Annotated in this window: 26 protein-coding genes; 8 read left to right on the top strand and 18 right to left on the bottom strand. The window is 71.8% G+C overall.

The annotated features are described in order from the left end of the window. Nucleotides 1-52: 52 nt before the first annotated feature. From ACYVM4_RS06160 to ACYVM4_RS06090, 15 genes are all read right to left on the bottom strand, one after another. Complete coding sequence (locus ACYVM4_RS06160) at nucleotides 53-322, bottom strand: hypothetical protein (RefSeq protein ID WP_460667970.1); 270 nt, start codon at nucleotides 320-322, stop codon at nucleotides 53-55. 279 nt (nucleotides 323-601) lie between these two features. Beyond that, on the bottom strand, nucleotides 602-847 hold the full coding sequence (locus tag ACYVM4_RS06155) for a hypothetical protein (protein ID WP_460667969.1): 246 nt from the start codon (nucleotides 845-847) through the stop codon (nucleotides 602-604). Between the two features lie 14 nt (nucleotides 848-861). Further along, nucleotides 862-1,032, bottom strand: a complete 171-nt coding sequence (locus ACYVM4_RS06150) for a hypothetical protein (RefSeq protein WP_460667968.1) — start codon at nucleotides 1,030-1,032, stop codon at nucleotides 862-864. A gap of 120 nt (nucleotides 1,033-1,152) precedes the next feature. Next, a complete protein-coding gene (locus tag ACYVM4_RS06145; RefSeq protein WP_368819753.1) occupies nucleotides 1,153-1,371 on the bottom strand; it encodes a hypothetical protein in 219 nt (72 codons plus the stop codon). A gap of 78 nt (nucleotides 1,372-1,449) precedes the next feature. Beyond that, complete coding sequence (locus ACYVM4_RS06140) at nucleotides 1,450-1,917, bottom strand: hypothetical protein (RefSeq protein WP_460667967.1); 468 nt, start codon at nucleotides 1,915-1,917, stop codon at nucleotides 1,450-1,452. 61 nt (nucleotides 1,918-1,978) lie between these two features. Beyond that, nucleotides 1,979-2,434: a hypothetical protein gene (locus tag ACYVM4_RS06135; protein WP_460667966.1), complete on the bottom strand. Its 456-nt coding sequence runs from the start codon at nucleotides 2,432-2,434 to the stop codon at nucleotides 1,979-1,981. A gap of 193 nt (nucleotides 2,435-2,627) precedes the next feature. Then, the gene (locus ACYVM4_RS06130) at nucleotides 2,628-3,398 is read right to left on the bottom strand and encodes a thymidine kinase (RefSeq protein ID WP_460668036.1); all 771 of its coding nucleotides are present in this window, start codon (nucleotides 3,396-3,398) and stop codon (nucleotides 2,628-2,630) included. Between the two features lie 922 nt (nucleotides 3,399-4,320). Next, nucleotides 4,321-4,827, bottom strand: a complete 507-nt coding sequence (locus ACYVM4_RS06125; RefSeq protein ID WP_460667965.1) for a hypothetical protein — start codon at nucleotides 4,825-4,827, stop codon at nucleotides 4,321-4,323. 492 nt (nucleotides 4,828-5,319) lie between these two features. Beyond that, nucleotides 5,320-6,510, bottom strand: a complete 1,191-nt coding sequence (locus ACYVM4_RS06120) for a hypothetical protein (protein WP_460667964.1) — start codon at nucleotides 6,508-6,510, stop codon at nucleotides 5,320-5,322. A gap of 41 nt (nucleotides 6,511-6,551) precedes the next feature. After that, on the bottom strand, nucleotides 6,552-6,956 hold the full coding sequence (locus ACYVM4_RS06115) for a hypothetical protein (RefSeq protein ID WP_368819748.1): 405 nt from the start codon (nucleotides 6,954-6,956) through the stop codon (nucleotides 6,552-6,554). Nucleotides 6,957-7,300: 344 nt separating this feature from the next. Continuing rightward, the gene (locus ACYVM4_RS06110) at nucleotides 7,301-8,092 is read right to left on the bottom strand and encodes a hypothetical protein (protein ID WP_368819747.1); all 792 of its coding nucleotides are present in this window, start codon (nucleotides 8,090-8,092) and stop codon (nucleotides 7,301-7,303) included. Nucleotides 8,093-8,109: 17 nt separating this feature from the next. After that, complete coding sequence (locus ACYVM4_RS06105; protein WP_368819746.1) at nucleotides 8,110-8,364, bottom strand: hypothetical protein; 255 nt, start codon at nucleotides 8,362-8,364, stop codon at nucleotides 8,110-8,112. 111 nt (nucleotides 8,365-8,475) lie between these two features. Next, complete coding sequence (locus ACYVM4_RS06100; protein WP_368819744.1) at nucleotides 8,476-8,943, bottom strand: hypothetical protein; 468 nt, start codon at nucleotides 8,941-8,943, stop codon at nucleotides 8,476-8,478. Nucleotides 8,944-8,952: 9 nt separating this feature from the next. Beyond that, entirely contained in the window at nucleotides 8,953-9,546 is a 594-nt protein-coding gene (locus ACYVM4_RS06095; RefSeq protein WP_368819743.1) for a nuclear transport factor 2 family protein, read from the bottom strand. Between the two features lie 15 nt (nucleotides 9,547-9,561). Then, entirely contained in the window at nucleotides 9,562-9,699 is a 138-nt protein-coding gene (locus ACYVM4_RS06090) for a hypothetical protein (protein WP_368819742.1), read from the bottom strand. 497 nt (nucleotides 9,700-10,196) lie between these two features. Between ACYVM4_RS06090 and ACYVM4_RS06085 the strand changes: the two genes are divergently transcribed. The 7 genes from ACYVM4_RS06085 (at nucleotide 10,197) to ACYVM4_RS06055 (ending at nucleotide 14,686) form a co-directional block, all read left to right on the top strand. Continuing rightward, nucleotides 10,197-11,282, top strand: coding sequence for a TerC family protein (locus ACYVM4_RS06085; protein WP_368819740.1), 1,086 nt, complete (start codon nucleotides 10,197-10,199; stop codon nucleotides 11,280-11,282). Continuing rightward, entirely contained in the window at nucleotides 11,279-11,635 is a 357-nt protein-coding gene (locus ACYVM4_RS06080; RefSeq protein ID WP_460667963.1) for a hypothetical protein, read from the top strand. Before ACYVM4_RS06085 ends, ACYVM4_RS06080 begins: the two co-directional genes overlap by 4 nt. Next, nucleotides 11,632-11,766 carry a hypothetical protein gene (locus ACYVM4_RS06075; RefSeq protein ID WP_368819738.1) on the top strand — a complete coding sequence of 45 codons (135 nt, stop codon included), beginning with the start codon at nucleotides 11,632-11,634 and terminating at the stop codon, nucleotides 11,764-11,766. Before ACYVM4_RS06080 ends, ACYVM4_RS06075 begins: the two co-directional genes overlap by 4 nt. 253 nt (nucleotides 11,767-12,019) lie before the next feature. Then, nucleotides 12,020-12,346 carry a helix-turn-helix transcriptional regulator gene (locus ACYVM4_RS06070; RefSeq protein WP_368819908.1) on the top strand — a complete coding sequence of 109 codons (327 nt, stop codon included), beginning with the start codon at nucleotides 12,020-12,022 and terminating at the stop codon, nucleotides 12,344-12,346. Nucleotides 12,347-12,438: 92 nt separating this feature from the next. Beyond that, on the top strand, nucleotides 12,439-13,200 hold the full coding sequence (locus ACYVM4_RS06065; protein WP_460667962.1) for an SAM-dependent methyltransferase: 762 nt from the start codon (nucleotides 12,439-12,441) through the stop codon (nucleotides 13,198-13,200). 284 nt (nucleotides 13,201-13,484) lie between these two features. Further along, nucleotides 13,485-14,048 (top strand): DinB family protein, encoded by a 564-nt coding sequence (locus tag ACYVM4_RS06060; protein ID WP_460667961.1) that lies wholly within the window; start codon nucleotides 13,485-13,487, stop codon nucleotides 14,046-14,048. A gap of 65 nt (nucleotides 14,049-14,113) precedes the next feature. Next, nucleotides 14,114-14,686, top strand: coding sequence for a mycothiol transferase (locus tag ACYVM4_RS06055; RefSeq protein ID WP_460667960.1), 573 nt, complete (start codon nucleotides 14,114-14,116; stop codon nucleotides 14,684-14,686). A 62-nt stretch (nucleotides 14,687-14,748) separates the two neighbouring features. Here ACYVM4_RS06055 and ACYVM4_RS06050 read toward each other — a convergent pair whose 3' ends face one another. After that, nucleotides 14,749-14,958 carry a hypothetical protein gene (locus tag ACYVM4_RS06050; protein WP_368819732.1) on the bottom strand — a complete coding sequence of 70 codons (210 nt, stop codon included), beginning with the start codon at nucleotides 14,956-14,958 and terminating at the stop codon, nucleotides 14,749-14,751. Nucleotides 14,959-15,110: 152 nt separating this feature from the next. Next, the gene (locus ACYVM4_RS06045; protein WP_368819730.1) at nucleotides 15,111-15,842 is read right to left on the bottom strand and encodes a DUF72 domain-containing protein; all 732 of its coding nucleotides are present in this window, start codon (nucleotides 15,840-15,842) and stop codon (nucleotides 15,111-15,113) included. Nucleotides 15,843-16,028: 186 nt separating this feature from the next. Here ACYVM4_RS06045 and ACYVM4_RS06040 point away from each other — a divergent pair, with 186 nt between their 5' ends. Then, a complete protein-coding gene (locus ACYVM4_RS06040) occupies nucleotides 16,029-16,619 on the top strand; it encodes a thymidine kinase (RefSeq protein ID WP_460667959.1) in 591 nt (196 codons plus the stop codon). 33 nt (nucleotides 16,620-16,652) lie between these two features. Here ACYVM4_RS06040 and ACYVM4_RS06035 read toward each other — a convergent pair whose 3' ends face one another. Continuing rightward, the gene (locus ACYVM4_RS06035; protein WP_368819718.1) at nucleotides 16,653-17,153 is read right to left on the bottom strand and encodes a hypothetical protein; all 501 of its coding nucleotides are present in this window, start codon (nucleotides 17,151-17,153) and stop codon (nucleotides 16,653-16,655) included. Between the last annotated feature and the right edge of the window lie 126 nt (nucleotides 17,154-17,279).

Below are 17,279 nucleotides of genomic sequence, written 5' to 3'. Positions count from 1 at the left end.
CTGGGGGGCGGCGCTCACCGCCTGGGCGCCCAGGATCCGGGACTCCGGGAAATTACTCCAAGGTCAGCGGGACGTGGAGTGCGGGGTGGGCCAGGAACCGCTCGTAGGCGTGGTCGTCGGGGACGGTGAACCAGGGCTTGGGCAGGCCCTTGCGCTTCCGTGCCTTCCGCGCCCGCCACTCCTCGTAGCGGTCGAGGCACCCCTGAAGGACTCCCAGCTCGAAGACCAGGCCGAAGAACAGGGGGACCAGGGCCATCAGCGGGGACTCGAACCGCAGAACGACGACGAGGAAAGCACAGACCAGCGTGACCGGAAGAAACACGCACACCGTGGTGATCAGGCTGAAGCGGAAGGACCGAATCGTGCTGTGGTCACCGCGGCCGGAACTGGCCCCATGCCCCACTCCTCTTTCGCGTCGGCATGGACAGTCTTCTCCATCCGGGTGGAGCCGTAGTAGCAGGGGCGGGAGAGATCGCGTGGTGCCTGACCCCTGCTGTCGTCCGTCACAGCACCCACCGTCACGGTTGCCGCGCTGCTGCACGCGGCCCGGTCAGCCACCGGCCCGAGAACGCGCAGTCCCGCTGCCAGGACCTCGCTGCGCTCATTGGGAGTACTCCCCGGGGAGGTGTCCGCTGATGCCGGGCTTGGGGACGCCGCGCTCCTTGCGCAGCTGGGTGGCCCGGTACTCGTCCCTGGCCAACCTGAAGCAGTACCAGGTCAGGAACCCAGCCAGAGCGGACACGAACAAGGCGCCCCAGTAGGGTGGCCGGTCCTGCGCCATCGGACCAAGAAGGATGAAAAAGGAGAGGACGAACAGCAACCCAAGCACCGCCGTCACGATGCCCATGCCCCACCAGGTGCTCACCTGGACCTGGCCTGCGCCGGGGTGAAGCCGATCTCGTCGTTGGCGTAGCTGTGCAGCTCCCCGGTCGCCGTGGTGCGCAGCACCCGCTTCTCACCGGCGGCCAAGGCCTGTTGGTGCTCGGCGTAGACGGCGTCATTGCGCCGAGCCCGCTCAGGGTCGTACACCATGGTCTGTTCCTGTCGATAGAAGGGGTGGGGGTCAGGAGGCCGGCGACGGCGAGTCACGCGACCCCATCCTTCGAGGCCTGCTGGCGGCCTGCGGCATCCAGGGGATGAGGGGGCTGACAGTCATCGCCGGCCCCGTGCTCGCCCGGTCCTCACCCGTGCCGCGGCCACCGAGGTGCCGCACCCGGCGGACACCGCCACGGTGAGCGCTCCGGTGGCGAGCACCCACCCCGGGTTGATTCCCGCCGCGGTCCCGCCCATGGCTCCCGTGAGCGCACAGGCCACGACCGCGAGGTAGGCCACAGCGCACACGGTCACCTGGGTCAGCGCACGTCCGGTCACTTGCAGTGCGCGGCGTGCGCGGGGAGGCCCTGTGCGGAAGCGTGGCGAAGCTGGTCACTGGGCGATCCCGGGTGCGCGTCACAGCTGCAGAGTGACGCCGGCGGCGGTGCAGGCGCCTGCGTTGGCGAAGACGGCGTCGCGCACGGCGTCCTTGGACGCCTGTTCTGGCTCCCCGCCGGTCTCGGCCGCCGACGAGTGGTCGATGGCGATGAGGCTCAGGGCGGCGAAGAGTCCGGACACCTCCTCCGGGGCGGTCTCCTTGGCGTCTTCGGATGCCAGGTAGATCTCCTCGTAGGCGTTCGGATCGTCGCCCGCCACGGCCGCGTAGTCGGCCCAGAGAGTGTTGAAGTCCTCGCACGCGCCCTTGATGTCCCCACCGGCAGCTGCAGCTTCCGGCGTGGAGGATGACTCCGAAGCGGGGGAGGTTTCTGACGGCAGGGCTTGCACCGGACTAGTGGCCGATGAAGACGGGTCATCCTCCGGGGCGGCAGTGGCAGAGCACCCCGTCAGCGCGGTGAGTCCGAGCAGGGTGGTGGCGGCAAGCATTCTCTTCACAGTGGGGGTTCCTGTCGTTGGGTGGGTCTCGAGTTGGTTGCCGGGAGCGTGTTCAGCGGCGGGAGAGCCAGCGGGCGTAGAGGTCGGCACTGTTCTTCATGACCCGGCCTGTCTTCATGACCCGGCCTGTGCAGGCCAACCCTGCGGCGACGCTCCACAGGAAGCCCACGAGCATCCCGAGGATGGGGAACGCATCCGGGAAGCCAACCTGGGGTATGAACAGAGCCGAGGCGAGGACGATCAGCACTGCTCCGATGACCACGACCCGGATGATGTTGGGGGTGATGCGTATCCCCTGCTCGACCTGGGGGATGTCGGAGGCGGGTTTGGGCAGCTTGCGCGTGAACCGCCACCCCATCGTGAGGAGCCACCCCGCAGCGGCGAGAGCGCTGCCCATAACCGTCAGGGAGATGCCGAGCTCCGCGCTCTGCCCAGGAATGCCGGCGAGCACGGCCTGCACAGCCCCGGAGATCACGAGCACGGCCCCGCACCACCACGCCCAGAACACCCACGACCTGCGTTGGGCGAAACCGAAAGCCCCTGCGCGTCTCGTCGTCGCGCAGGTGAACCGGTGTCTCCTGGGGCATGGGGGCAGTCCTTCCGATCAGAAGGTGGGGTCGGACAGGTGTCGGGGGTGCGGGAGGACGCCGGATTGCCGCTCGGGAACCAGCGAAGAGGCTGCGGAATGGGAGGGGGTGTTCTCAGCGTATCCGGGGCGTGAGAGGAAGCTCGGGAGGACCCGTGGAACGGCGCCGACTCAGTCCGCGGCGGCCTCGAGCATCTCGACCTCCGGATCGGGTGCCGGTGCGTGCCTGCGCTGGTGGACAGCCCACTGTGCTCACGTCATGCCGTGGACCTCCAGGCTTTCCACCGCGACCTCGGCCGGCGCACAGGCGGCGGCGAAGTCGTGCCCGTGGAGGAGAGCTGCACACAGCGTTGCCCACGCTTGTGCACCGACCACTTCCCACGGCCGCGGTACTCGACGCCGGCCATGAAGCTCGAGCCATCGGCGTCGTCCGGGGAGCAGCCGTCGGGGAAGTACGGGCGCTTTTCGATGAGGTGGGCCATCGAGCACCGCTCCGACGCCGGTCAGCTGGCGGGCCCGGGTACCGAGCGGCAGAGGGAGGGCTTTGAGCTTCAGCGCAGTGATGTAGCTGGCCCCGCACAACGCCTCGTGGTTCTCGCAGGTGATGGCGCCGTCCACGGCGACCTGGGACCGTCGACGGTGATCGTCCCGTCGACGGAGCGCCCGTTGAGATCGCCTTGGACCCGCACCGGCAGTTCGTCTGGATCTCCTCGATGCCGTGCGCCAGTGCAAGCAGCCGGGCGGCCCCGGAGAGCGGCTCAGCGCGGAAGCCGGTGCGCAGACCGTAGGCCCTCACCGGGACGTTGGCTTCCACGGTGATCAGGAACAGGTCCTCGACCGGGATCGAGGAGAGGAACCGGGCCTCGTCGACGAACAGGCAGGCCACCGCAGTCCCGCCGTCGGGATCCAGCGCCACCCAGGGGGAGTCCTCGGGGCCCAGCACCGCGTCGACCTTCCAGGACGGTCCGATGCGCGAGACGAGTCGGTCCCAGCCCTCGGTGTCGGGGCCGGGCTCGATCAGTTTCACGCGCTGACCGCGTTCCTCACAGCCGAACGCAACGAGTCATCGACGTCTCTTCCGGGCACCAGATGTTCCTGCGCTGCGCCCCGGAGTTCGGCGTGCCTTGCCGGCCTTCGGGCGCGACCACGACGCCTTCAACGACATCCACGGCTGCATCGCCGAGCTCAAGTAGCAGACCCGCGCCGGGTACCTGCTGTCGGAGGGGTTCTTCCGCGCCCATCACTGAGCCCGCCCGTCCCGGCCGGTGCACGGGATCCTCGGTGCGTCGGCCGTTGTCGTGCCCACTGGCTTGGCGGCCGCACACATTCCGGGCATGACCACCCAGATCAGCGGCGTCGCCGCAGCAGCACGCGAGACCGCCCGCACCTCCGGCGACGGACTTCGGCGTACCCGTGGCTCCCCGGTGGTTGTGGCCGCCGAAGACTCCGTCCGGCAGTTTTCATGTCACCCTTGCGCACAGAGAACGGCCGGATCAGGCCGAGGACGGGAGTCCCGCTGTTGACGGGAGAACGAATCCTGTCGATGGCGGGGCTTTTCATGTGCATGACCGGCTTCAGAGCGCGTGCGCACCAGAATGGTTCGTTGACCGGGGCAGTGCTGTGGCGCGATCAGGACATCGGCGTTGTGGGCAGTGGTCCGAGCGGGTGCGTGCCTGGTCGTTCCCCTACCCTCCAGGTGTGCGGAACGTCTTGTCGCCGTCCTGTTCCTCATCGGGCGGCCGGTGCTCAACCGGCCGGAGTGGCGGACCCGAACACAGGAGAGGGACCGTCAGGACGAGGAGCGGCGCTCAGTCCAGCAGCATCCCTGACGGCATCTGCCCGACGTCGCCCAGCGCCCCGAAGAAGAACACCAGGGCCAGCAGCACCAGCACCGGACCGACCAGTCCCAGGGCCAGGATCCAGGACCGTGCGCGGAACACCTCGGCGTAGATCTCAGCGGTCTCACCGCGAGCTGCACCGATCCGCCAGCCCCGGTGAGCCTGATCGGCCATCTTCTCCGACATGAACCGTGCCTGGGCGTAGAAGGCCGCGAACAGGACCAGCGCGACGACCGGTCCGACACTCGTCACGCGCGACGGATTGGCGTAGAGCACCTGCAGCATCAGCATCACGGTGAACACCACGCTCATCGCGAGGATCGCGACATGGAAGGACGTCACCGCCGGCGCGACGGCCACCTTCGGAGTCTCCTGCGGGTCGGACGCCAGCCGTGCCGCGATCGGTCTCCGCGCCAGCGTGAGCACGATGTTGGTCAGCACCACGACGAACAACGGGACCATGACGGCGATGCCCACGGGAAGCTCCTTCCTGCTCGGGCCGGCGGCGAGAGCCTCCGGCACGCATCAGCCTAGAAGTTGCATCTGCCAACGGCTGTCCGCACTGTTGCGAACCGGTTGCCCCAGCCGACGTCGCAGCGCGGAGCCATCTCCGCCGGCGTCCCATCTCCCCGTGGGGAACCAGAAGGGGGACAGCACCGCCCACGGCAGCATCATGGCGATCCGCAGCACCCGGCCGGGAGTTCGTCGGGGTGCGACGCGGTGCCCGACAGCGGAGTCGACCTTGTGCGGATTCGTCTCCGCCTGATGGCCGTGCCGCATGTGGAGCTGAGCCGTGCGCCCGACGCCGGACTAGATGTCGCCGGTGGGCTCGGACGCGAGGATGCTCCTGGGCGGCGCTCCTCACGCGCGTGACCGGGGGATCGACCCCCATATGTGCGGCGCCGGAAAAGGGGCGACGACGTCCCCGTGCCGGGGGCTCAGGAGCGGCGTCAGGGACAGCGAGGAAGGCTACGAAGCTCCAGCACTTCTGGCGAGCTCGTCACGAGGTGCGCTGCGCTTCACGAGCAGGTACGGGGCCCACAGCAGGGCGGCGGAGAGGACGGTCAGTCCGAACCCGATCATCGCCATCTGCTCGGCGGCAGGTCCCATCTCCACGGTGCCCACCACGACGGCGAAGGCGATGACGACCAGCAGCAGCCAGCACACCAGCCCGTGGTACCAGCGCAGGCTGCGACGCAGCGGCAGGAAGAAGAGCGCGGCCGCGGGCAGGACCACGAGGATCTCGAGCGGCCACGCGCCGGGAGGGAGCGTCCTGTGCTGCACGAGGCAGGACAGGAGGTACCCGGCGCCGAGGGCGTACATGCCGGCGCACCAGGCGCCCAGGATCCAGTGCTGGAAAGTGGGCTTCAACCGGGCGGCGCGCAGTTGCGGGTCACGCTCCTCGGCCTGCTCCCGGAGCTGCTTCGTGTGCTGGTACCAGCTGTTCTCCAACCGGCTCATGTTCGCCAGCCAGCCGCCGGTGGCCGGGAAGCCGATGAGCTCGTCGGTGGTCGCGAAGTACGCCAGGCGCTCCTCGTCGCTGAGGTAGTCCTCCTCCTTCCACGACAGCGGCCGGGCGGTGTAGTTGAGCTCGACGCCGCGCCGGCGCAGCTCCTTGATCCAGACATCGACCCCCGGGTCCTGGTGCGAGGCGAACGGGACGCTGGTGATCTGACGGCGTCCGTCCTGGTCGAAGAGGACTTGAAGGGTCGGTGCCGTCTCGGTCAGCGTTCCGCCGCCGTTCTGGACGAGGAGCCCGCGGCGCACGATCCGGTACGAGGTCACCACCGTGGCCACGGCCTCCAGGGGAATGACACGGCTCACCGGGGATTCGGCGCCGACGGTGTTCCACTCTGTCGTCTCGAGGCCCGCCTCGCGCAGGGCGAAGCTCGAGCGGTGGCGCGCGTGCCAGACCGTCCTCCGCACCGCGGCCACCGTCTTCACCAGGAGCAGGACTCCGGCCGCGACGAAGATCAGCGTGAACAGCAGCCACGGGTTCCAGAACATCGCCATCAGAACTGCCGACACCCCGATCAGGACTGCGACGATCACCGCGGTGAAGAACAGGGCGAGCCCCGCGGCGCCACGCCAGAACAGGTCCGGGCGCTGCTCGCCCTGGACGTGAACGACCGGGCTGTCGGTCAGGGAGGTCTTGGGCACGGGATGGGGGTCCGGTGTCACGACGGGTGCTCGCTCTCGTTTCAGGGGTGCGCGGTGATCTGCCCGCCGAGCTCGTCCTGCAGCTGCCGGAGCGGAGCCTCGTCCCTCGAGATGACGAACCAGTCGGCCGTGTGCAGGATGGAGGCGTTCTGCTCGCTGCTGAGGAGGTCCCGGAGCTCCTCCATGCTCTCCGCGGATCCCGCGACCGCCATCGCCATGACGCCGTTGGTGCAGTCGAGGAAAGTGGTCGCCGCATCGGCCGGGGCCTGCAGCTGATCCGTGCCCGGGCACTCGACACCGGCGTCGACGACGGCTTCCCGCAGCGCCAGCGCGTCGTCGTAGGCGGGCTCGCCGTCCACCATCGCCTGGATGTCGTCGGCGGTCGGCCCGCAGCCGGTCAGGGTCAGGGAGGTGAGGGCGAGCAGAGCAAGAACGGGTCGCCGCATGGGTGTGTCCTGTCGTCGAGGGGATCAGTTGCCGAGCAGGGCTCACCGAGCGCGCGGGTGCGGACCCCGGTCAGATCCTATGTGTCGATGACGTCGGACGTGGCCCGCCGGGCCATTGCGGCGGGCCCGCGCGGCTTCCAGCTCGCGGGTCGTTGCGCTGGCGGCATGGCGGAGGCGGGCGTGACCGACACGGGGGCGCGCTGATGAGCGCGGACGGGATCCTCCGGGTGGCCGGCACATCGTTGCTGTTCGCCGGGTAACTGTTCTCCGTCCGCTGGTCGGTGGAGACGCGGGGCAAGAACCGGTCCAGCAGGGACCGGCGGATCGCCGTCGTGCCCGGTCCGTCAGTGCCCCGCTCGTGTGGCGTGCTCCGGTTCCGGCTCCGAACGGTGGTGCTCGTCGAGGACGCGGGTCAGGACCCGGCCCGGAGTGTGCTGATACCCGGGGTCGATGCGCTCGAGCGCGGCGAGGATCGCGTCGACGTCGTAGACCACGGACGGGTCCCCACCGTGGTGGCTCCAGCGGCGCTCGGCCACCCATGCCCACACGTGCACGGGCCGACACCGACGGCAGGTGCCGTGCTCGGCGGTGAGGCAGTCGGGCCCGACCTGCTGGTTGAGTCCGGCGATCTCCGCGGGAGTGCGACGGTGGTGCTCCACCACGGCCCAGAACTTCTCGTCGGGGATGCGGGTGAGGTCCGCGCTCAGACCGGCCAGCGACTCCCGCGCCCGAGCCACGTCGTAGTAGAAGTCCGGCCTCGACCAGGGCGGGACCCTGTGCTGGGCGTGCAGCGCCTCGACGACAGCCTGTTCCTGGGCGTCGGCGATCTCGGCAGCGGTGCGCGGCGAGGTGTCCGCGGCCGAGCGCCAGAGGCTGTCGAACAGGGCCGCCCCCTCGGTGCAGGCCTGACGGACCAGCAGCGTGCCGATGTCCGGGGAGAAGCGCTGGGACCACAGCGCCCCGGAGAGCCGCTCGTAGACCTGCCCGTCGTCCAGGGTGAAGCTCTTCCGGTCGGCGGCCACGACCACACGGCGAGTGGTGGGTGCACCGGTGGCTCCGGTGCGGGCGGGAATGACCACCGCGCGGGCACCGGCGTACACGGCCCCGCCCTCGTTCAGCCTCCGCCGCTCGTCCATCGACCCGTGTCCCCGGCTCAGCGGGTCGGCCGGCGCGGCAGGCCCCTGAGCCGGACGGCACGGCGATGTTCGGTCTCGCCCCGGTCGCGGCCCAGGACGGGGCTGCCGCACGAGGTCTCGATGGCCGTCCCCGCGCTGTGCGCGAGCAACTGGCGGTCGATCTGCCGGGTGCCCGGCTCGGAATCGACGTGGGGGACCACCCCCTCCATGCTGTCAGCGGTGATCAGCACGACGACCGGCCCGGTCTGCTGGGCGACTGGCTCCGCGGCCATGGGGTGCTCCTCGTGGAGTCGGAGGCGGCGAGCGACGTGTTCGCCCGGTGCCTGCTGGTGGAACGGTAACAGCCGTCGGGGACGAACCGTGGTTCGTGGCCGCCGAGCCCATCAGGACGTGGACCGGCGGTCTTCCCCGGCGAGAGTGCTGACGCGGTCCCCGGCGGCGTCCATGCCCAGCGAGGCGAGCACCGCGAGCGCGGCCATCCAGCGGCGCGGATGGGTCACTCCGCGTCCGACCAACCAGCGCTCGAGCACCGCGTCGATCCGCAGCGATGCGGCCTGGATCCCGCACGTCGCCGCGCCGAGGCTCAGCAGCAGCGCCGCCCGCGCCGCCACCGGCAACCGCTGCGCGGAGACGGGGACCTCGCCGGTCTGGGCCTCGAGCTCGGCGCCGGCGACGAGGGGCTCCTTCTCGCCGGTGTTGTGGGAGAGCGCCCACGCCCCTGCGGAGGCGACCAGGACTCCCGGCACCACGACGTAGGCCGCACGCACCCGGGGCGACCAGTCGGACGGGGAGATGAGCGTCAACGCTCCGGCGGCCGCGGAGCTGGTCAGGGAGAGCACGAGATTGTTCATGGTTCTACGCTACGTGCCGCGTCCCGGGTCGTCACCCGGTGCGGGCGGCGACTTCCGCCGAGATACGACCAGCGTGGACCGGTGCCATGGGCGAGCCTCAGGGGTCTCCGACAGGCGTCGCGCCAGCCGCTCGTATCGCTCCGGGGTCCTTGCGATGCGCTGCGGCATCCGGGTCTCGCCCGGGTGCGGCTGGTGTTCCGGGTCGTCGCCGGGGAGGTCCCGTGCCCATGGAGCCATGGTGACGGGCGCGCCGACCAGGGTCTCAAGGGGTCCGTCCAAGTCAGCCCATGCCGAGCTGACGGAAGAGCCCAGCCCCGTCGAAGTAGCGGCGCTCCCCGTCGGCGCCCCGTCGATCAGCACCCTCTGCTGCTCGCCGACGACCAGCGGGAACGCGGCGAGGAACTTCGCCATGTCTCGTCGCACCGCGTCGCGGCCCCTGAGCAGTCCCGGGTACTCGGGGTCGTGCAGCACGGCGTCCTCGGTGCAGAAGCTCGCGTAGGCGTCCGCGTCGTGGACGTATTCGGCGTCGCCGCCCTTCTCCGTCATCGCCACCACCCGGTCCCCCGGGGTGACAACAGTGACACCGTCCCCGACGGCGTCCACCACTCCGACGACGGCCTAGCCGGGCGCGAACGGGAACCGCGGCGGATACGTGGACATCTCCTGGCGGGCCTGCTCGTCGACCGCGCTCATGCTGCAGGCCTCGACCCGCACCTGCACCACGTCCCGGCGCGGCGTCCTCAGCCGTCGGTGCACGACCTCCAGCACCTCTGGGCCGCCATACCCGGTCGCTGCCACGCTGCGCTGCGGCAACGGGTGCTGGCCACCGGCCACGCCCGGTGCGCACCTGGCTCACCCCCTCGGCGACCAGCATCAGCAGCGACTGGGTCCCGTCGGCCAACAGCAGCGCGCCGTACACGGCGCCCACGGTCCTGCGCGATCTCACCCCATCACTCTTCCCTCCTTCTGAGCGCAGGACCGGGGCCCTCCGGAGGGCGCCGCTGCGGGGGTCAGTCTCCCGGCACCACGCAGGGCGGCGGACGGATAGGTGGACGGCTCGGTGACGTCGCCCGGCCAGGAGCGCAGGATCGGGTCTTGAACGAAAAGGTGAAGCGCGTTTCACTTGTTGGTACCAGGAGGGGAGTATCCCACCGGCGTTCCGTCGTCACTACGACCCCACGAGGGGTCCGGCGGGCGGGCCCGCAGCCCGGGCCGGGAGAGACCTCCGATCGCATCGATCGGAAGGTTTCGTCATGGATGTCCCGTTCTGGATCTGGGCCGCGGTGCTGGGCTTCATCGTGGTGATGCTGGCGGTGGACCTGTTCGCCCACCGCCGCGCCCATGTCATCGGAGTGCGTGAGGCGGCGGTGTGGTCGGGGGTGTGGGTGGTCTTCGGCGTCGCCTTCGGCGTCATCGTCTGGCAGGTGTGGGGGCCCGAGTTCGGGCAGCAGTACTTCGCCGGCTACCTGATCGAGAAGTCCCTGGCCGTGGACAACGTCTTCGTCTGGGCGATCATCTTCAGCTATTTCGCCGTTCCCCGCGAGTTCCAGCACCGGGTGCTGTTCCTGGGGGTGCTCGGCGCGCTGGTGTTCCGCGGGATCTTCATCGCCGCCGGGGCGGTGCTGATCCAGAACTTCTCCCGGGTCCTCTACGTCTTCGCCGCGTTCCTGCTCTACACCGGGTGGCGGATGATCCGCCGGCGCAACGAGCACCTGGACCCCGAGCAGTCGATGGTGCTGCGCGGCTTCCGCCGCTTCGTGCCGATGACCGAGGCCTACCACGGGCAGAAGCTGCTGGTCCGCCGGAACGGAGTGCTGCTGGCCACCCCGCTGCTGGCGGTGCTGGTGCTGATCGAGACCACCGACGTCGTCTTCGCCGTCGACTCCATCCCGGCGATCTTCGCCGTCACCGACGAGGTGTTCCTGGTCTTCACGGCCAACGCCTTCGCGATCCTGGGCCTGCGGGCCATGTACTTCCTGCTGGCCGACCTGATCCACCGCTTCGTGTACCTCAAGATCGGCCTGGCCCTGGTGCTGATCTGGGTGGGGATCAAGATGCTGCTGAAGATCGACGTGTTCTACATCCCGACCCCGATCTCCCTGGCGGTGGTGGCCACGATCATCACCGTCTCGGTCGTCGTGAGCCTGCGGGCCACCCGGGGGCAGGGCCGCCGGGCGCTGCCGACCCCGGCCGAGCCCCCGTTCCGGGTCGCCACCGAGGCCGAGGACGCGGCCCTGGAGCCGGTGTGGTCCCGCCGCCGCCCTCAGACCGCCACCCTGCACCGGGACGCCCACCGGGACGACCCCGAGCACGCCCACCCCGAAGGAGACCGCCGATGACCGCGCTCGCACCCCGCCCTCCCGTGGCCGCTGTGATCACCGACGGCCCCGAGGCCGTCACCGCGGCCCGCTGCGCGGCACGGATCGCCGCCGACCAGGGCCGCCCGCTGCTGCTGCTGGTGCCGATGCTGCGCTCGGCCTTCACGGCCGACGCCGTCATCGCCGCCCGGGTCCACCGGGAAGCGATGCTCGAGGCCGAGGCCGTCGCCGCCCGCACCCGCCCGATCCTCGCTGCGGCCGGCCTCACCGCCGAGTGCAGGTGGTGTGGCACCGGAGCTGTTCCTCCCGACGCGCCCGTCAGGGGAGGGCCATCGCCGTGGCCCACGCGGCCGGCCGGGTCGGAGCGGCGGTGATCGTCACCCCTGCGGAGATCCCGGTGCCCACCGTCCGGCACGGGGCCGAGGTCGTGCTCGTCACGGCCGGATCGGGGTCCCTGATCACCGTGCGCCGCCCGGCCCGCTCGCACCGGCTGGCCGACCTGTGATGCCGGTCCGGATGCCGGATCAGCGCCCAGGTCCCGGCGACACCGCCGAGGCCGCTGCGGGCCGTCCCGCCGGCGTGGACCCTGCGCGGGCACCACCCCGGTCCCCGTGCGCCGGCCGGCTCGCTCCCACGGCCCGATCGAGTCGTAGAATCGGCATCCCCGACGGGAAGGACCCACGACATTGCCCTCCAGCTCCCACCCCGGTGCGGCGGGGGCCCCGCCCCCGGACCCGGGCCACTCCGACGGTCCAGGGGTGGAGCATCCCGGTCCGTCCCGGCGCCCGCCGTGGACGTTCCTCACCAACCACGGCCACGTCCTGCTGGTCGTGGCACGGTCCCAGGACGCCCGGGTGGCCGAGATCGCCGCCGAGGTGGGCATCACCGCCCGGGCGACCCTGACCATCCTCAAGGACCTCGAGGACGCCGGGTACCTCCGCCGGGACCGGGTGGGACGGCGCAGCCACTACACCGTCGACGCCCACCAGCACTTCCGCCATCCGGCCACGGCCTCCCACGAGGTGGGGGAGCTCCTGGCCATCTTCGCCCCCGGAACCCCCGGCCGGGCACCGGAGGGCACCTGACCCGGCCCCGGCCCCGAGACTGCCCCTGGAGCACCCTCCCGTCCCCGCGGCATGGGGGGCAGGTCTGCCGCAGCGGGCCTACAGTGGCCTGCATGACCCCGCCGAACCGGTCCGGGACGGACTACTTCGTCGCTCTCTTCGAGTCGCTGCCCCGGCAGGGCCCGGGCAGCCGGGAGTGCACCGCGCGGGCACTGAGGATGTGCGCGCAGCTGCCGCCCGCACCGCGGATCGTCGACCTCGGCTGCGGAGCCGGAGCCCAGACCGTCGACCTGGCCCAGCTCACCGGCGGCAGCGTCGTGGCCGTGGACCGCCACGCCCCGTTCCGCGCCGTCGTGGACGCCCGTGCGGCGGCGCAGGGACTCTCCGGCCGGGTCCACGCCCTGACCGCCGACATGGCCGGGACCGGGCTGCCGCCGCGCGGCGCGGACCTGGTGTGGTCCGAGGGCGCCCTGTACAACATCGGCCTGGACGCCGCCCTGCCGCTGTGCCGCGGCCTGCTGCGTCCCGGGGGCTACCTGGCGTTCACGGAGCCGGTGTGGCGGCGGCCCGACGTCCCGGCCACGGTGCGGGACGCCTTCGCCGAGTACCCCGGGATGGGCACGGTGGCCGACGTGCTCGCGGCGCTGGCCGCGCAGGACTTCGAGGTCATCGGTCACTTCACCCTGCCGGACGCCGTGTGGTGGGAGGAGTTTTACACGCCGATGGCGGCCCGGATCGCCGAACTCCGCGAGGGGGACGAGTGGCCCGCCGAGGCCCTGCCGGTGCTCGAGATGTGCGAGGCGGAGATCGACATGTTCCGCGAGCACTCCGACTGCTACGCCTACGAGTTCTTCGTGGCCCGGCCCCGGGGCTGAGCCCGGCCCCGGCGCTGTCCTGAGACCGGGTCGGCCGGCACTCGCGGCGACCGCCCGGCCGGAGGCACGAGCGCCCGCGCCCCTGGGGGTCGCCCGCCTCGAGCTGGGGCGCGGCGGCCTGCCCCGGAGGCACCGGCCGCAGGAGCGGGAGCGGCACGCGACGCGCAGAATCCGTCACAACCGCAGTGCCCGCCCAGTGGCGGACAGGATCTGTCCGCCACCGGGCGGACACTGGTCTCGTTCCCGGAATGGTGCTTGAGGCCCCCGAACAGGAAGGAACCGCCATGACCGACCTCGACGTCGCCGGCTGTGCCGCGGACCAGATCGACCGGCACTGGGTCCACCAGCTGCGGCCCCGGCTCGCCGGCCTGACCGACGACGAGTACCTCTTCGACCCCACCGGCGGATCCGCGTGGACGGTCCATCCCTGGACGGAGGAGCGCACCCCGATGCAGACGGGCAGCGGGGAGCTCGTGGTGGACTTCGCGCTGCCCGAACCGGTGCCGGCGCCGTTCACGACGATCGCGTGGCGGATGGCGCACGTCGTCGTCGGCGTGCTCGCGGTCCGCAGCCACGGGCACTTCGCCGGCCCGGAGGCGTCCTACGAGCGCTGGGCGTACGCCGGTACCGCCGAGGAGGCGCTGGCCCAGCTGGATCGCGAGTTCGCCCGCTGGACCGCCGGGGTGCACTCGCTGACGGAGGCGGACCTGGCGCGCCCGTGCGGCCCGGTGGAGGGCCCGTACGCGGACCTGCCCATGCTCGCCCTCGTGCTGCACATCAACCGCGAGCTGATCCACCACGGCGCGGAGCTCGCCCTGCTGCGCGACCTGTACGCCCACACCCGCTGAGCCGCCCGGCCGACACGCCCCGCTCCGTCCCCGATCCGAGCCCCACGACACCGCAGGAGCCCACCATGCCCTTCCTCACTCCCACCGTCACCGACGAGCGCGACGCCCTGGCGGCCTTCGCGAGCCAGCAGATCCGCCAGGTCGCCACCACCCTCCAGGGCCTCGACGCCGAGCAGCTCCGGGCGACCCCCTCGGCGAGCGCCATGAGCCTGGGCGCGCTGGCCCGGCACGTCCTGTTCATCGGGGGGCACGGTCCGTTCGCCGTGCTCACGGACCCCGGCCGCTCGCCGGAAGAACCGCTGGACGACGCCGGCTGGGCGGCCGGCGCGATCCTGCCGGAAGCCGTGCGCCCGGAGGACACCGCCGAGTCCCTGCGCGCCGCCCTGCACGCGCTGGCCGACCGGGTCGAGGCCGGCCTGCGCACCGCGGATCCGGAGGCCCGCATCCCCGTCCCGGACGCCCCGTGGTTCCCACCGGACCTGGGGACGTGGCCCGCCCGGTGGGTGGCGCTGCACATGGTCGAGGAGAACGCCCGGCACGCCGGGCACGCGGACATCCTCCGTGAGTCCCTCGACGGGAGGACCGCCTACGAGCTCAACGCCCTGGCGGACGGGGAGCAGCGGACGTCGGGAAGCTGACCGGCGGGGGTGGTGGCAGCACCCACCGGCACCGCCGTCGGAACCGCTGCCGGGCGTCGCGGCTACTCGTCCTCCGCGGGGCGCCCGGTCCCCGGCTCCAGGTCCTCCGGGGGCAGGACGTCGTCGCCCGCCTCCTCGGGGAGGGCGTCCGCACGCCGGTTGTTCTCGTCGGTGGCGGCGGTCAGCCAGGTCTCGTCGCGGACGCCCAGACCCTCCTGGCTCGTCTCCGCGTAGGCCTCGTTGCGGTCCGCGGGCTCGGGGTAGCGGTCCATCTCCGGCTCCTGTCCTGCTCGACGATGATGGCCCGATCCTATGCCCGGGACCGGGCGTGCCGCGCCCCGTGCTTCCCGCTCGCCCCCGGGGCCCCGGCAGCTCTCGGCGACGCCCCGGGGCCGGCGGTGCCGCGCCGGGCCCGGGACCCTCCTCAGCCGCCCTCGAGGAGCCGGCGCAGCGTCAGGGCGTTGCGCACGGCGTGGCCCTCGCCGTCGTTGTTGAAGTACGCGTAGACCTCGCGGCCGCCGTGGTGCCACTCCCGGATCCGGTCCGCCCACCAGGCCAGGTCCGTGTCCGAGTAGGAGCCCGCGTAGAGGTGGTCGTGGTCGGGGCCGTGGAAGCGGACGTAGACGAACGGGGCGGTGGCCTCCAGGACGCAGGGCAGCCCGGCCCCGCTCAGCACGCAGTATGCGGCGCCGTGGCGCCGGAGCAGCTCGAACACCTCCGGGTGCACCCAGCTGTCGTGGCGGAACTCCACCGCGACCGGCAGCCAGTCGGGCAACCCGGCCAGGAACCAGTCGAGGCGCGCGTCGTCGCGGGCCTGCGCCGGCGGGAGCTGGACGAGCAGCACCCCGCGCCGGTCCCGCAGCTCGTGCCAGGACTCGGCGATCCGCCGGCTCCAGGTCTCGGGGGCGTAGAGCTTCTTCGCGTGCGTCAGCCCGCGGGGGGCCTTCACCGTCATCCGGAATCCCTCCGGCAGGCGCCGGTTCCAGCCGGCGAACGTGCTGCTCCGCGGCCAGCGGTAGAAGCTGGCGTTGAGCTCCACGGTGGAGAAGGCCCGGGTGTAGATCTCCAGGCGTCTCGCCGGGGCCGTGCCCGGGGGATAGAGGACGTGCTCCCAGTGGTCGTAGCTCCACCCGGAGGTGCCGATGTGCCAGCCCATGGGCTCCAGGTTAGCGGTGCTGGGCCCCGGCTCGGGCCGTCGTGCCGGGCGCCGGTCGGCCTCGCCGCGGACGTAGGGTGTTCACCGGCACCCACGGCGTCCGCCCTGCCGTCGGCCGATCACCCGGCACGAACCCAGGAGAACCAGCATGACCACCCCCGCCTCCCGGCCCGTCCGGACGCCCTGATGGCGAAGCTCTACTTCCGCCACGGGGCGATGAACTCCGGCAAGTCCACGGTGCTGATCCAGGCCGCGCACAACTACGAGGAGCGCGACCAGAAGGTCCTCGTCGCGAAGCCCTCCATCGACTCGAAGGGCGCGGACACCGTGGTCTCGCGCCTGGGGGAGTCCCGGCGGGTCGACCTGCTGCTGGCCCCGGAGGACGAGGCGCGCGAGCGCTTCCGGGCCGCCGTCCAGGAGCACGGACCGGTGCACTGCCTGCTGGTCGACGAGGCGCAGTTCCTCGCTCCGGCCCAGGTCGACGACCTGCTGCGCATCGCGGTGCTGGACGGCGTCCCGGTGCTCGCCTACGGGCTGCGCACCGACTTCCGCACGGAGGCGTTCCCGGGCGCGGCGCGCCTGCTGGCCCTGGCCCACACGGTCGAGGAGCTGCGCACGATCTGCCGCTGCGGGTCCAAGGCGATGTTCAACGCCCGCACGGTGGACGGTGAGCCGGTCTTCGAGGGCGACCAGGTGGCCATCGACGGCGTGGCCGTGTCCTACGAGTCGATGTGCGCCGGCTGCTACCTCCGGCACTCCGGCGGGCGCCTGCGCTGACCCGGTGCCCGGCGGGCCGGACCGGGGGCGGCGTCAGGAGGTGACGTCCCGGTCGTCCTCGCGGCCGTGCCGGTCGACGACCGCCCAGAACAGGTCCTCGGGGATCGCCTCGAGGTCGGGGTGCAGGGCGGCGAGCTCGTCGATGATGGCGGCCACGTCGTAGCGGGCGTGCACGTCGCCGCGCCGTGCCAGCCGGTTCGAGGCGATCAGCCCCTCGACGTAGGCGGCGTGGTCGGAGTCGGTGAAGGTGCTGAGCACCGCGTCGGCCCACAGCTGCTCGAACGCCGGGTGTCCCTCGGTGACGAGCCGGGTCGAGGCGTGGGCGCCGTCGGGGTCGGCGGGATCGACCGCCGGGGCGTCCCACACCAGCCCGGTGGCCTTGGCGAACCGGGTGCCGTCGTCGACCGTGACGGTCCGGTCGGTCTCGTCGACGACGGTGCGCCGCTCGGTGCGCAGGACGGGACCACCGCGGACCACCACGGCGCGGGTGCCGACGCCGGTGGCACCGCCGGCGTGGGAGTGGTGCTGGCTCACGGAGTCCTCCTCGGGGCCTGCGCAGCGGTGGCGGCCGGTGGGCCGCGTGCCTGATGGGCAGAACCTAGCAGTCGGACCGGACCCCCGAAAGCCGCCGGGAACGCCGTCGGCGCCGCCGGAGGAGCT

Source organism: Kocuria himachalensis, assembly GCF_054784195.1.
The sequence above is the reverse complement of the archived record's forward strand: the minus strand, read 5'-3'. Positions and strand labels throughout refer to the sequence as shown.